This window comes from Mucilaginibacter sp., from assembly GCF_028288225.1.
Lineage (GTDB): Bacteria > Bacteroidota > Bacteroidia > Sphingobacteriales > Sphingobacteriaceae > Mucilaginibacter.
In genome coordinates this window covers 178,639-192,945 of record NZ_JAQBOC010000080.1, presented here as the reverse complement: position 1 = coordinate 192,945, position 14,307 = coordinate 178,639, and the positions used below count along the sequence as shown (strand labels likewise).

The following is a 14,307-nucleotide window of genomic DNA, read 5'->3' as shown; positions in this document are numbered from 1 at the left end:
AAGGTGATGGATATCAATTATTGGTGGGCCGGCCTGTTTATCGTCCTGATGGTTATACTGGTGATCTGGCTGATCGGAAGGAACATTAAGGATGAGAAAACCTTTGAAAAAGAACTAATCCAGTCAGAGCTCAAGCCGGAGGGCAACAAGGATCATGATGAACTGTCACAGGATCGTATTTAACGCAAAAACACAAACCGCTATGCTACTACAAAAAAAACAAGTTTCCGCTCTCAATCAACAAAGAGCACAAGTATTGAAGACCGAAGGCCCCCTTTGTGAGAAGGATGAGCAGGGTGAATCAATAGAGCGTACCAAATTGCTTCAAAAGGAAGCTCTGGAAAAATGGGAGCGCTTAAAAAGAACCAGGGAACAGAACATGGTGTCAGATGAAAGCTGACACCATTGTTGTATCCTAAAATTAGCCTTATACTTAAATCCTACGGAGTCAATTTTAGTCATTCTCCCGGCTTTAACAAAATCACCTGTCCGAGATGATAAGCGACATGGTTAGCCCGGTTCAGTAACACGCTTAAGCGGTTGCGTGAGGGGTCTTTCTCAAAATCCTCATCGGTCATGGCGTTGTGGCGTTTAAACCATTCTTCCGCCGGCAAATTGGTAAATAATACTTTGAGCTCGTCATGAACATTGTTCCAATATTCTTTTAGGTCCGCATAGGCGGGAAATTCTGCTGCCGGGTTGTCCGCATTCTGTAGAAAAAGAACCGCCAGTTCAGGCCGGGTGCGTTTGGCTAATCCCAGCGTTTCTTTTAGGGCATCGTGAACGGTCGCAAGGTGACCATATAAATAGAGGATGCGATTCTTGCCGGGCGCTACAGGTAAATAAAACTCTGCTTCGGTGTAGCTGCTGAATACTTTTTCAGCCCTTGCTAACTGGGTGTTCCAGCTGTTCAGGGCCATTTGTACGAAGATTTGTTGCTGATCCATAGCGTAAAGATGGGCTTTGAAACAGGAACTTTTTAAAATATAGTTTAAATTGACTTGCTTTTGACTATGCGCCACCTGATCTCAATAGTATTGCAGGCTGAACAAACTTTGCAAATTATACTCAAATCGTAAAGTCAATTTTCCTTCGCTGCCCTGATTTAGTATATTAAGCCAAGCCTTATTAAAGCCTTCTTTCAGGCATAGACTTAGCTCTGGTTCCAAATCCTTCTTCCCGGGTTTCATTTGTTGTTAAAGGCGGTCAACTTTGTCAGTATTTGAAAAAAAATGCAATCGATTGCAGAAATCTTTCAAAACCATGTCTTTTTGGTGTTTTTACAGCTAAAATTAATCTATTATTTATTTTTTATTAATTATTGCCTATTCTTTTGTGTCACTATTATAAACCAATTATAACGCCTGTTGACCTTCACAAAGCACCAGGCGATTTATTAATCAACCCAAACAAGATCATGTACAATTACGAACCTAACCCGCCGTAAGTATGCTGCCGCAATGCGCTATTTATATCCTACCATGGTAAACCAACCAATTAAACTTAAAAATTAACAGAAAGACAATATGAAAAAAATAAAATACTTACTTGTGCTTTTATTTCTTTTCCCGCTTAGTTTGTTAGCCCAGCAAACTGCGATCAACGGAAAAGTGATAGACTTAACCGATGGGTCAACACTTCCGGGGGTAAGTGTACAAATTAAAGGCACAACCACTGGTGCTATCACTGATGCAGCCGGAAAGTTCCGGCTTACAGTACCCGGCCCCAATGCCATTTTTCAGGTATCATACATAGGTTATGAAACCCGGGAAATTGCCGTTAAAGATATAAAGGGTGCTACAATCGCCTTAAAAGCCACAAATAAAAGCCTTGAAGAGGTAGTAGTTGTGGGCTATGGCGTACAAAAAAGGGCAACAATAACCGGCTCTGTATCAACACTTCAAAATAAAGAGATCACCACAACAAAAAACGAAAGTGTTATAAACATGCTGACCGGTAAAATACCAGGTGTACGTATTGTTCAAAGAACCGCCGAACCGGGATCTTATGCTAATAATCTAAATATCAGGGGTTATCAAAGCGCTCCATTAATTGTAATTGATGGTGTAATTGGCGGAGACCAGTCAACTATAGGCAGGATGGATCCAAATGAAATTGAAAATATTTCTGTGCTGAAAGATGCGGCTGCATCCATATACGGCATGAGGGCTGCCGGCGGCGCCATTTTGATCACTACCAAAAAAGGTGCGAAGAACGGAAAGATCAATGTCAATTATTCATTTAACGATGCAATCCAAACATTTTTAGGGATGCCCCAGGGTGTAGGCGCAGTAGATTACATGATGCTAACAAATGAAAAAGTTAAACGCGATTTCGCTAATAATTTTGTTAACAACGTAACTCCGCAATTTTCATATGCCGATATGAAACCGTGGCTCGATGGCACTAACAAGTCAGCCGACTGGGCAGGTATGGTTTTCAAGAAAACAGCCAACCAAATGAGCCACAATTTAAATATTGATGGCGGAAATGATAAGATAACCTATTTCTTCAACTTTGGGTACCTGAAGCAGGACGGCGTTTTTAAAACCGGGGACTTAAACTACAACAAGTATAATTTCCGCTCAAACGTAACTGCAAACATAACCAAAGGATTAAAGGCGCAGGTATTAACATCAGCCTGGATGGATGAAAAAAACCAGCCTTATACCGATGAGTGGACTGTTTATAAGTACACCTGGAACCAGATCCCGACACATCAGATCTATGCCAATAACAATCCTTTATATCCTGCTGTAATGGATGATAACATGAACCCTTCCATCATAACTGATGCTGATAAGGTGGGCTCAAAGAGGAGCAGGAATAAAAGTATTACAAGTCAGTTAAACTTACAGTATGACATACCCGGCATAACCGGGCTGAGCGCCAAGGCTTTGTTTAACATTGATTACGGTGTTAATGACTTTAATCAAATCAAAAAAACATTTTCTTTATATACCTACAAAGCAGATAATGACACTTATATACCAAGTGTAGTAAATTCACCTTCAGGTATAACCCGTGCTTATTACACCCATTTAAATACATTAAGCCAGGTAACATTAAATTATGCCCATACTTTTTTCCAGAATCATAATATAACGGCTATGGTTACCTATGAGCAAAGCCATGAAACTGCTGATAATTTTAATGCTTACCGGGATACTGAAATTCCTGTAGACTATTTATTCGGAGGTTTGCAAAACTCTAATATGTCTGGCGGGATGGATGCCGGTGCTTTACAGGATCGTGCGCACAGGAGCATTATAGGAAGGTTCAATTATGATTTTAAAGGAAAGTATCTTGCAGAATTCAGCTTTCGCCGGGATGGTAATAATTTATATAAACCAGGACCCGATCAATGGGGCTTCTTCCCCGGCGGATCAATAGGCTGGGTTGTAACTAAAGAAAAGTTTTTCCGCAGCCTGATCTCTGAAAACACCCTTTCAAACTTAAAGATCAGGGCTTCCTACGGTCAAACAGGCGATGAGAATAATGCGGCTGCATTTAATTATGTTAACGGCTATACCTACCCTGTAAACAGCTACATTTTTGGCTCAAGTGCAGTAAACGGATCGGCGCCAAAACTTGGCAACGCAGGCTTAACGTGGTCTGTAAATACCATGAAGAATATAGCACTCGATTTCGGCTTATTTAATGGAAAAATTGATGGAACCATTGAAGTTTTCAGAAACGACAGAACGGGATTGCCGGCCACACCTTCTGTAGCTTTACCCGGAACAGTGGGTGCAGCTGTGCCGCAGATCAATTATAACAGTGACAGGGTACAAGGCCTGGACTTTAACTTATCATACAGGAACACATTCGGCCAGCTGGGCGTAAATATTGCCGGCAACGTAGGTACAACGCGCTTAAAGGCATTGAAAGTTCTTCGTGGCGGGTCAGGCAATGAGTATTTAAACTGGAAAGAAAACCAAACAAACAGGTATCAGAACGTTTGGTGGGGCCCTGAATACGCCGGGCAGTTTACCAATTATAAACAGATCTACAATTATGGTGTAAACACGGGCGGGGGTAATAACAACGTGATCCCTGGTGATTATTACTATAAGGACTGGAACAATGATGGGGTAATAGATGATAAGGATAACCACCCTATTGCAACTACTGATATTCCATTATATAACTATGGCCTTAACATAGGCTTAAGTTATAAAGGGTTTGACATGAACATGCTTTTACAAGGCGCCGCTGGTGTTTACGTACAATACGGCGAACAGTTTGCAGAGCCACTGATGTATGGCAGAAGTGCGTTGACCCGTTTCCTCGACAGCTGGCATACCGCTGACCCTAATGCAAATGTTTTTGACCCCAACACACAATGGGTACCTGGATATTACCCTGCAATGGGCTCACCGGCAGCACAAGGCACAAAGGCTATCCAGAATGCCAGTTACCTGCGTGTAAAAACGCTTGAATTTGGTTATTCCTTATCTCCGGCCGTTTTGAAAAATATAGGCATTAAAAAGTTCAGGGTATATGTAAACAGCTACAACCTGTTAACATTCACCGGATTGAAGAACTATGACCCGGAGCACCAGGGGCCTAATCCAAGAGATAATAACAATTTCGGCATAGCCCTGGGAGGATACACATACCCAATGAACAGGACTTTTAATCTGGGAGCTAACGTTTCCTTTTAAATATTGACATATGAAAAGTATACATAAATTAATTATAGCAATATCTGTCGGCGCAGGAACTTTGGTTACTTCCTGCCAAAAGTTAGATATACCGCCAACCAATATATTCACTCCTGACATTATATATAATAGTGAAGCAGGTGTTAAATCGTTTTTAGCAACCATATACCAGAATTTACCTATTGAGGACTTTAAATACAGGCCTGATCAGGGCTTTAAGACCGGGGGTAATGATTGGGAGAACTTTTATAATTCAGCCTCGGTTACAGGCGAAGAAGTAGGGCCTTTTGGCGGCATGGATATTGGAGGTGGTTTTGGCTACTGGCCATACGGTGATATCAGGAATGTTAATACACTGATAGCTGAATTGCCTAAACACGCGGCTACGCTAAGCCAGTCGACAGTAAATGCGCTATTGGGCGAGGCTCACTTTTTAAGGGCATACTATTATTTTGGCCTGGCCAAGCGTTATGGTGGTGTGCCGATCATAAAAGTTCCGCAAGATCCGGCTGCTCCCCTGTCAGAACTCCAGGTACATCGTGATAAAGAACAGGCTACATGGGATTTTATTGGAGCGGAGCTTGATTTGGGTTATCAGATGATGCCTGAAAGCAGCGATGCGGGCAGGGCAAACAAATATGTTGCAGCCGCTTTAAAATCAAGAGTGATGCTATATGCAGGATGTATTGCCAAATATGGCTCAGTAAACTTTGTTGACGGGCAGGCACGTTCATTAGGTTTAGTAGGGATCCCTGCTGATAAGGCAAATGCATATTTCCAGGCAGCATACGATGCTGCTAAACTGCTTGAAGGTCACTACTCACTTTATAACGCGAATTCCGACAAGGTACAGAACTATGTTGATCTGTTCTTAAAAAGCGGAAGCCCGGAAAATATTTTCATAAAACAGTATTCGATAGCTAATCATACCGCCCATAGCTGGGATGACACCATGTCTCCGCGTTATATGACCGCTAATGCACTTTCGCGCTCCTACCCTACGCTGGATTTTGTACGGCTTTGGGGAGACCTGGCGGTAACTAACGTCGATGGCACGCCTAAACGTTTTGATGACCGTACAGGAATAATGCAGGGGCTTGAGCCAAGATTGTTAGCTACTGTGTATTTCCCCGGGGCTACTTTACGAGGGCTTACATTTGATATGCAAAGAGGCCTTTACCCTTCTTTTAGCGGGACCGCAGCTGCAGAGGTTGCAAAACAAGCTAACTCACGCTCATACATACTTGCAGGTGATACAAAAACATTGTACCAGGGCAAACAGGTTATTGGTTTTACAGGACCCTGGACAGGTGGTGATGAATTAACGCGAACAGGCTTTTATGTGCGTAAATATGTTGATTACAATAAACCCCAGGCCGCCGTTGATTTGAACAGAAGCGAGCAGCCATGGATAGACCTGCGGTATGGTGAAATATTGCTGAACCGGGCAGAAGCTGCTATTGAATTAGGCAATACCGGTGACGCGCTAAGCGATATCAACCAGATAAGGAACAGGGCAGGTGCAACACCTTACGCTTCTATTGATCGGGATAAAGTTCGCAATGAAAGACGCATGGAGCTTGCGTTTGAAAACCAATACTACTGGGATCTGAAAAGATGGCGCACTTCTGATGTGGTGCTTGACCGCGCGCATTTTAAAGGCCTTATGCCGTATTATATACTTAATGAAAATAAATACATTTTCCTTGCCGAACCCGAACTATTTAACAGGGAATATACTTTCCAGAAACAATTTTATTATGAAGGGATTCCAGGCGGCGAAATTGGAAAGAACCCTAACTTACTCCCTAATAATCCTAATTATTAAGAATTTAAAATTTAAGATATGAAAAAACTAATTAGCAGAATTTTTGTGGGCATAGCTATACTGGCAAGTTCTGCGTGTACAAAAACAGATAATTACGGTGGCCCAAACGCCTCATTCCAGGGAAATATAATTTCCTCTGCAGGCGGTAATTTACTTACATCATCAGGTAGTACCCAGATCAAGCTTCAGCAAATTGGCTGGACCACTCCACAAACCATCCCAAGTAAATTTGATGGTACATTTGAGGATACCAAGCTGTTTAAAGGAAATTATAAGGTGATACCTACCGGAGGTGCTTTTTGGCCGGTTTATGATACGTTAACCGTGAAAATTGATAACGGCAGTAAACATGACTTTACCGTTACGCCTTATATCGTGATCAAAAACTTCACCTCGACCTTAACCGGTACAACGCTAACCCTGAAGTTTGACATTGATGCGCCTATTGCCGCGGGTTTGCCAACTATTAAGGACGCACAACCTTATGTTAACACAACCAGGCTTGTAGGTACAGGAGCATCTATAAGAGACTTCTCGGATGTAAATGCTGTAACTATCAATAAAGACTTTATTGATCTGAGTGCTGCTGATAAATCCATGACCCTGACGGTTCCTAATCTTATCCCGGGCCGTACATTTTTTGTACGTGTTGGGGTACGTTTAAGCGATAGCTTCAATAGTTCCAATTTTTCGGAAATAGTACAGGTAGATGTTCCTAAATAATTTAACCTAAAACAAAAGGAAATGAAATTCATTAAAACAGCGATGGTATGTTCCATCTTCATAATAGCATTTACAGTCATTGGCTGTAAAAAGGTACAATATAAGTCGAGAGACACCTCAAGCCTGAAACCGCCACCAATTGATACGACAACGACCCCGCCCGTTGACCCTACCCTTGTGGTATTTGACAACGCCGATGTCAAAGACGGCTGGCAAACTGTTGGTGATGTGAATATTACTACAACGGGGCAAAAAGAGGGCGCCGGATACATTAAAAACACCATTCCAGGCGGCGGCGATTTCATGCAGTTCATTAAGGATTTACCAACACCGCTTGATACCAAACTTAATGAAACTAATGGACAGTTTAAATTCTGGTGGTATGTATCGGATGTATCCCTCCTAAAAGCTGATGGCTCGATTGAGATCACAAGTTCAGGAAAATCAGATGCCTATGAATCGGCCTGGGATGTAGCGCCGTTAATACCAACCTTAAAAAACGGCTGGAACGAGATCTCGCTTAATTTTAGTAAGGCCATAAAAACAGGAGATGGAGGAGCTGATTATTCAGCAATAAATCACTTTCGTATATTTTTCTTTACAAAAACAAAAGATCATGCCGATTTGGTAACCGGAGTGGACAACTTTGTATTCAGGGCTGCGCCGGCGCCACCAGCGGTTGTGTTTGACGCTTGCGACTCAAAAGACGGCTGGCAAACTGTAGGCGATGTAAATATTACAACAACTGGCCAAAAAGAAGGCACAGGTTATATCAAAAATACCATTGCAAATGGCGGCGATTTTATGCAGTATATAAAAGATGTGGCTACCCCGGTTAATACATCCTTTACTGAAACTACCGGCAGGTTCCAATTCTGGTGGTATGTTTCGGATGTTTCACTTCTTAAAAATGACGGGTCTATTGAAATCACCAGCTCCGGAAAATCAGATGCATACGAATCTGCCTGGGATGTAGCCCCACTTATACCCTCCCTGAAAAACGGATGGAATCTGATAACGCTCGATTTTGATAAATCCATCAAAACAGGTGATGGCGGTGCTGATTATACGGCAATTAACCACTTCCGCATCTTCTTTTTCACTACAGGAAAGGATCATGCTGATCTGGTTACGGGTATAGATAACCTGCAGTTCATATCAAAATAATAATTCCTTAATCCTATCAATTTAAACTAAAGCAACGGAGAGAAATTTCTCTCCGTTGCTTTTAAAGAATAACATGATAATGAACATACATAATTTGTTAAAAATACCGGCTAGTAAAAGTAAGCTGACATCCCTGCCGGCGACATTAGTTATAAGTTTAGGTATTTTATCTGCAGTTTCGTGTTTTGCCCAGGACAAACCGGCAGCCAATAACCCGGTTGGAAATCCCTTTGTAAGAGATATTTATACAGCTGATCCATCTGCGCATGTTTGGAAAGATGGCCGTCTGTATGTATATCCATCACATGATGTTTCTCCGCCACGCGGCTGTGATCTGATGGACCAATACCACGTTTACTCCACTGATGACATGGTTCACTGGAAAGATCATGGCGAAATATTACGTGCCAGTCAGCTTGAATGGGGGCGCCCTGAAGGTGGCTTTATGTGGGCGCCAGATTGTGCCTATAAAAATGGCACCTATTATTTCTACTTCCCGCACCCAAGCGGAACCGAATGGAACAGCACCTGGAAGATAGGCGTTGCTACCAGCAAAAACCCTGCAAGCGACTTTAAATCACAAGGATATATCAAAGGGTTGGAATCAATGATAGATCCGTGTGTATTTGTTGACGATGACGGGCAGGCATACTTTTATTATGGCGGCGGCGGTACCTGCAAAGGCGGCAAGCTAAAAGATAATATGGTGGCGATTGATGGTGAAATGCAGAAGATGGAGGGCCTGGAGGATTTTCACGAAGCAAGCTGGGTGCATAAAAGAAACGGCATTTATTACCTGTCGTATTCAGACAACCACGATGTTAACGGCGAGCACAATCAAATGCGTTATGCCACCAGTACCAACCCTTTAGGCCCGTGGACTTCAAAAGGTATCTACATGGACCCTACCGACAGTTATACCAACCATGGTTCAATAGTACAGTTCAAAGGACAATGGTATGCATTTTATCATAACAGCGCGCTGTCTAACCAGGATTGGCTAAGGTCTATCTGTGTTGATAAACTTTACTATAATGCCGATGGCACCATTAAAAAGGTTGTACCAACCGGTTTTATAAAAAGCAATTAAACCGGCGGCAAACTAATTACAAATACCTGCTTATGAACAAGCCAATAGTTTATATCACCCTTTTAACCGCATTGATTATAACAATAGCCGGTTGCTCAAAAAAAGGCAATGCCGGCAATAATGCCCCTGCGCCGGTTATTGAGGATGCTAAGGGCGATGGGCTTAAAAATCCCTTTGTTACGCAGATCTATACAGCAGATCCATCGGCGCATGTATGGGCCGATGGGCGTTTGTATGTGTATCCATCCCATGACATTGACCCGCCCCGCGGCTGCGACCTTATGGACCAATATCATGTTTATTCAACCGGTGATATGGTGACCTGGAAAGATGAGGGTGAAATACTGCGTGCCAGCGATGTTTCATGGGGAAGGCCGGAAGGTGGCTTTATGTGGGCGCCGGATTGTGCCTATAAAAACGGCACCTATTATTTCTACTTCCCGCACCCAAGCGGAACAGACTGGGGCAATACCTGGAAAATAGGTGTGGCAACCAGCAAGAGTCCGGCAAGTGGCTTTAAATCTCAGGGATATATCAAAGGGCTTGAATCATTAATAGATCCGTGTGTGTTTGTTGACGATGACGGGCAGGCGTACTTTTATTATGGCGGGGGCAATATTTGCAAAGGTGGCAAGCTTAAGGATAATATGATGGAAATTGACGGCCAAATGCAAACCATGCAGGGGCTTAATGATTTTCACGAGGCAACCTGGGTACATAAAAAAGATGGGGTTTATTACCTTTCATATGCAGATAATTTTAATGAAGCAGGTAAGCATAACCGTATGAAATATGCTACAAGCAAAAACCCACTTGGCCCCTGGACATACCGGGGCGTGTACATTGATCCAACAGACAGCTTTACCAACCACGGTTCAATTGTTGAATTTAAGGGGCAATGGTATGCATTTTACCATAACAGCTCGCTTTCTCATAACGATTGGCTCAGATCAATCTGCGCAAATAAACTTTACTACAATGCCGATGGCGCTATCAGGAAAATTATCCAGACAGATCTAAGCGGAGAAAAAAAGTAAAGGCATCTATATAAATACATATTAACCAAAGCACTCCAACACTAAACAACATGAGAATAAGAAAGATGAATGCGTTGTTACTTATAGCGCTGTTACCCGTGATAATTGGTTGTTCAAAGAAGACCAATAACCCGGTGCCACCTCCCCCAAAGGATACCGTAATTGACCATACCCCCTCGCCTGTGGGCGATGTGGTGGGTAAGGTGGTAGTTGGCTATCAGGGATGGTTTGCAGCAATTGGCGATGGTTCGCCGATTGACAGGTATTGGCATTGGACCCAAACGTGGGAGCAGCAACCTTCTCCAACCAATACAGCTATTCAATCATGGCCGGATGTGCGCGATTATACCAGCACCTTCCCAACAAAATATGCCAATTTAAATAATGGCCAGCCTGCTAATGTATTTTCTTCCTTTACCGATCAAACTGTTGATATACAATTTAAATGGATGAAACAATATGGCATTGACGGCGCTGCCTTACAGCGGTTTAACCCAAGCGGCATTGAAGGCCCTGTGCGCGATGCCATGGCAGCCAAAGTAAAAACTGCTGCAGAGGCAAACGGCGTGAAGTTTTATATTATGTATGATGTAAGCGGCTGGACAAATATGCAAACGGAGCTTAAAACCGACTGGACCAGTAAAATGTCACAATATACTTCTTCAGCTGCCTATGCTAAACAAAATGGAAAGCCTGTGGTATGTATCTGGGGCTTTGGATTTAGTGACGACAACCACAATTTTACCGTAGCAGCCTGCATTGATGTGATCAAATGGTTTCAAAGCAAAGGCTGTTATGTAATTGGCGGCGTGCCCACACACTGGCGCGATCAGAACAGTGATTCCCGTCCCGATTTTAAAAACGCTTATAAAGCCCTGGATATGATCTCACCGTGGATGGTTGGCAGAATTGGTAATGCAAATGAGTCTGATGGCTTTTTTGCAAACGTAAATAAAGCAGATGAGGCATATTGCATCGGTAATGGTATCGATTACCAGCCCTGCGTTTTGCCCGGCGATTTACAGGGGCGCCAGCGTGCGCATGGCGACTTTATGTGGAGGCAATTTTATAATATGACAAGAGCAGGAGCTCAGGGTCTTTATATCTCTATGTTTGATGAGTATAACGAAGGCAATCAGATAGCCAAAACCGCGGAAACCCAGGCATTTGTACCTGCTGGCTCAGGTTTCAGGTCGCTTGATGATGATGGTACAGCCTGCTCCGCAGATTATTATTTAAGATTAACCGGGGATGGTGCTAAAATGTTCAAGGGAGTGATTCCGCTTACTGCAACAAGGCCAACCAAGCCAATGCCATAAAGAGAGTTTTAAAACAAACTATTATGCATTATTATAAAAGCGGGCTGATCAAAAGATCAGCCCGCTTTTTATGTTACATTTCTAACTGCATTAATTCATTAAAACCGAACCGCCCTTTTCAATCCACTATACATGATTATCTTGTCAGTTTTTGCTATTCCAGCGCCAACACCATGATTTAAATTAACCAGAATCAGGTTAAACGTTCTGTTGTTTAACATGCCAGGATAGTTTCCCTTGCGGGAATCAATGGTGAGTGTTTTCGCTTTATCGTTCCATATAAATTTGATGGTCGAATAAATACCTTTTTCGTAGTGATAATTATCGTTTTCGTCCTCATACAGCGTAAATGTTCCATTAGCGCCCGGATATATTCTCAATTCAATATTTTTCAGATCCTTTTCGCTGGTGTATTGCTGGAAAGGCCCCATCGGGATAATAGAGCCTGCCTTTACATACAATGGCATAATATCAACAGGGCTTTCCTTTTTAATAAACTGTCCGCCTTTTATTTTATTACCTGTCCAAAAGTCGAACCAGGTATGCCCCGCAGGAAGGTATACTTTTTGTGATTTAATGTTATTGAAATTGGCCTGACTATTAACCTTATTTGTGTACATAGAATCGGTTACAGGGCAAACCAAAAAGGCTTTGCCAAACATGTATTCGTTATTGATGTCCAACACTTTTTGATCTTCCCCGAAATCCATTACTAACGCGCGCATCATGGTGGAGCCATTTGCTGTAATGTCCCATGCGTTTGAATAATTATAAGGTAATAAGCGATACCGCAGGTTGATATACTTTTCTATAGCATCATAAGCCCAGGATCCCTTTCTACCAAATTGATAGATCTCTCTCGGTAGATCTGTTCCGTGCGAGCGCATTATAGGGCAAAAGGTGCCAAATTGCAACCAGCGCACATACAGTTCCTGGAAGGGAGCGTCAATCCCTTTATGGTAAAGCCGGCCACCCCAAAAGCCTCCTATATCAGTGTTCCAGTAAGGGATCCCGGATAATGAAAGGTTAAGGCCGCCTGATATTTGTTTGCGCAAAACACTCCAGTCGGAAACAATATCGCCCGACCAAACAGTCGTCGCGTTCCGCTGTTGCCCGGCAAAGGCAGAGCGTGTCAGTATAAATACGCGTTTATCCGCGCTTGTTTCGCGCTGGTGCTGATATACTCCCCCGGTTGTTGCCAAAGGGAAAGCGTTACGCACCTTTCTGAAGGTTCCCAACCAGGTGGGTGTATTATCATCATCGTGCCCCTTAGCTTGTGAATGATCAGGTTCTGTAGAATCAAGCCACCAGCCGTCCATTCCTATTGAGAAAATATTTTTATTCATATAGCTCCAGTACAGGTCGCGGGCCTTTGGGTTAAAAGGATCGTAAACCTGCACTGTGGGCGTAGTAGGATAGCTTAGAAAATCCGTATATAAAAACCCGTTATTTTTCATGTCAGCCCATATTTTGGTTTGATTACCGAAGTCAGGCCATACCGATATAATAATATGTGCGTTCAGCTGATGTACGCTATCTATCATGGCTTTAGGATCTGGATAGTTAGGATTGCCAAACTCGGTAGAGTTCCACTTTGATTCCTCAACACCCCAATATTGCCAATCCTGCACTATGCCATCAATGGGCACTTTAAGCTCACGGTATTTTTTAATTACGCCTACCACTTCCTGCTGACTTTTGTAACGCTCACGGCTTTGCCAGTAACCAAATACCCAGCGCGGAAACATAGGGGCCTGCCCGGTTAAATAGCGATAGCCGGCAACTACCCCGTCGGCATTGCCACCATATATAAAATAATAATCGGCGCAGTTACCCACTTGTGATGAAAACGAAGTTCCGGCTGCATTGTCATCAAAAACGGTGGTTGAATAATTATCCCAAAACACACCATATCCTTTTGACGAATGCATAAAAGGGATCCCAATCTCCATATTTTCCTGCTTTAATGTGACTTTTTGGTTACGCTGGTTCATTTTACCCGCCTGGTGTTGCCCTAAGCCATACACTGCTTCCGCCTGTTGTAATTGAAAAACCTGGCTAACTGTAAATGTATTTTCTGTAGAATCTTTAAAGGGGGTAAACCTGATTCCATCCCGTTTCTCATTTAAAAGCGTAGAACCCTTAATATCGTTAAAAGTAAGCTGTCCGTTTAGCTTACTAAGCTTTACCTGGATAGCATTGCTGCTGATGGTAATATAGGGTTCATTGGTATGAATATCTAATTGCTGTTTTTGGGCTTGTTGAATAACGGATAAACTATGTTTGTCATCATTTATTCCCGACGGTGATTTTATTATCCTTACAATTTTTGGGGTAAAAAACTGGATTTCAATATCAATATTGTTCACCCGGGTTTTAATACCCAGCGCCGTTTTTGCATAGTTTTGGGCGCTTACTGTAACATAACAACAGATAAACCCAACTATCAGAAGCAAATTCTTTCTTTTCATGGCGA

Annotated in this window: 11 protein-coding genes; 9 read left to right on the top strand and 2 right to left on the bottom strand. The window is 42.6% G+C overall.

Annotated features, from left to right (window positions below; translation table 11 throughout):
• The first annotated feature begins 6 nt into the window (after positions 1 to 6).
• Entirely contained in the window at positions 7 to 183 is a 177-nt protein-coding gene (locus JWQ54_RS24400; RefSeq protein ID WP_299590294.1) for a hypothetical protein, read from the top strand.
• A gap of 73 nt (positions 184 to 256) precedes the next feature.
• Positions 257 to 400: a hypothetical protein gene (locus JWQ54_RS24395; RefSeq protein ID WP_299590292.1), complete on the top strand. Its 144-nt coding sequence runs from the start codon at positions 257 to 259 to the stop codon at positions 398 to 400.
• Between the two features lie 58 nt (positions 401 to 458).
• Here JWQ54_RS24395 and JWQ54_RS24390 read toward each other — a convergent pair whose 3' ends face one another.
• Positions 459 to 947, bottom strand: a complete 489-nt coding sequence (locus JWQ54_RS24390; protein ID WP_299590291.1) for a DinB family protein — start codon at positions 945 to 947, stop codon at positions 459 to 461.
• Positions 948 to 1,526: 579 nt separating this feature from the next.
• Here JWQ54_RS24390 and JWQ54_RS24385 point away from each other — a divergent pair.
• The 7 genes from JWQ54_RS24385 to JWQ54_RS24355 all read left to right on the top strand — a co-directional run bounded on the left by JWQ54_RS24385 (position 1,527) and on the right by JWQ54_RS24355 (position 11,831).
• Positions 1,527 to 4,667 (top strand): SusC/RagA family TonB-linked outer membrane protein, encoded by a 3,141-nt coding sequence (locus JWQ54_RS24385; RefSeq protein ID WP_299590289.1) that lies wholly within the window; start codon positions 1,527 to 1,529, stop codon positions 4,665 to 4,667.
• 10 nt (positions 4,668 to 4,677) lie between these two features.
• On the top strand, positions 4,678 to 6,495 hold the full coding sequence (locus JWQ54_RS24380) for a RagB/SusD family nutrient uptake outer membrane protein (RefSeq protein ID WP_299590288.1): 1,818 nt from the start codon (positions 4,678 to 4,680) through the stop codon (positions 6,493 to 6,495).
• Between the two features lie 18 nt (positions 6,496 to 6,513).
• Positions 6,514 to 7,218: a DUF3823 domain-containing protein gene (locus JWQ54_RS24375; RefSeq protein ID WP_299590287.1), complete on the top strand. Its 705-nt coding sequence runs from the start codon at positions 6,514 to 6,516 to the stop codon at positions 7,216 to 7,218.
• A gap of 21 nt (positions 7,219 to 7,239) precedes the next feature.
• Positions 7,240 to 8,385, top strand: a complete 1,146-nt coding sequence (locus tag JWQ54_RS24370; RefSeq protein ID WP_299590286.1) for a hypothetical protein — start codon at positions 7,240 to 7,242, stop codon at positions 8,383 to 8,385.
• A 79-nt stretch (positions 8,386 to 8,464) separates the two neighbouring features.
• Positions 8,465 to 9,475 carry a family 43 glycosylhydrolase gene (locus JWQ54_RS24365; protein WP_299590284.1) on the top strand — a complete coding sequence of 337 codons (1,011 nt, stop codon included), beginning with the start codon at positions 8,465 to 8,467 and terminating at the stop codon, positions 9,473 to 9,475.
• 32 nt (positions 9,476 to 9,507) lie between these two features.
• Positions 9,508 to 10,512: a family 43 glycosylhydrolase gene (locus tag JWQ54_RS24360; RefSeq protein WP_299590282.1), complete on the top strand. Its 1,005-nt coding sequence runs from the start codon at positions 9,508 to 9,510 to the stop codon at positions 10,510 to 10,512.
• A gap of 50 nt (positions 10,513 to 10,562) precedes the next feature.
• Complete coding sequence (locus tag JWQ54_RS24355; protein ID WP_299590280.1) at positions 10,563 to 11,831, top strand: glycoside hydrolase family 71/99-like protein; 1,269 nt, start codon at positions 10,563 to 10,565, stop codon at positions 11,829 to 11,831.
• A 98-nt stretch (positions 11,832 to 11,929) separates the two neighbouring features.
• On the opposite strand, the gene JWQ54_RS24350 is transcribed toward JWQ54_RS24355, so the two are convergent.
• Entirely contained in the window at positions 11,930 to 14,302 is a 2,373-nt protein-coding gene (locus tag JWQ54_RS24350; RefSeq protein ID WP_299590279.1) for a TIM-barrel domain-containing protein, read from the bottom strand.
• Positions 14,303 to 14,307: the final 5 nt, after the last annotated feature.

Coding starts and splice junctions, on each gene's coding strand:
- JWQ54_RS24400 (WP_299590294.1), top strand. CDS start 7: ATGGATATCAATTATTGGTGGGCCGGCCTGTTTATCGTCCTGATGGTT.
- JWQ54_RS24390 (WP_299590291.1), bottom strand. CDS start 947: ATGGATCAGCAACAAATCTTCGTACAAATGGCCCTGAACAGCTGGAAC.
- JWQ54_RS24385 (WP_299590289.1), top strand. CDS start 1,527: ATGAAAAAAATAAAATACTTACTTGTGCTTTTATTTCTTTTCCCGCTT.
- JWQ54_RS24380 (WP_299590288.1), top strand. CDS start 4,678: ATGAAAAGTATACATAAATTAATTATAGCAATATCTGTCGGCGCAGGA.
- JWQ54_RS24375 (WP_299590287.1), top strand. CDS start 6,514: ATGAAAAAACTAATTAGCAGAATTTTTGTGGGCATAGCTATACTGGCA.
- JWQ54_RS24370 (WP_299590286.1), top strand. CDS start 7,240: ATGAAATTCATTAAAACAGCGATGGTATGTTCCATCTTCATAATAGCA.
- JWQ54_RS24365 (WP_299590284.1), top strand. CDS start 8,465: ATGAACATACATAATTTGTTAAAAATACCGGCTAGTAAAAGTAAGCTG.
- JWQ54_RS24360 (WP_299590282.1), top strand. CDS start 9,508: ATGAACAAGCCAATAGTTTATATCACCCTTTTAACCGCATTGATTATA.
- JWQ54_RS24355 (WP_299590280.1), top strand. CDS start 10,563: ATGAGAATAAGAAAGATGAATGCGTTGTTACTTATAGCGCTGTTACCC.
- JWQ54_RS24350 (WP_299590279.1), bottom strand. CDS start 14,302: ATGAAAAGAAAGAATTTGCTTCTGATAGTTGGGTTTATCTGTTGTTAT.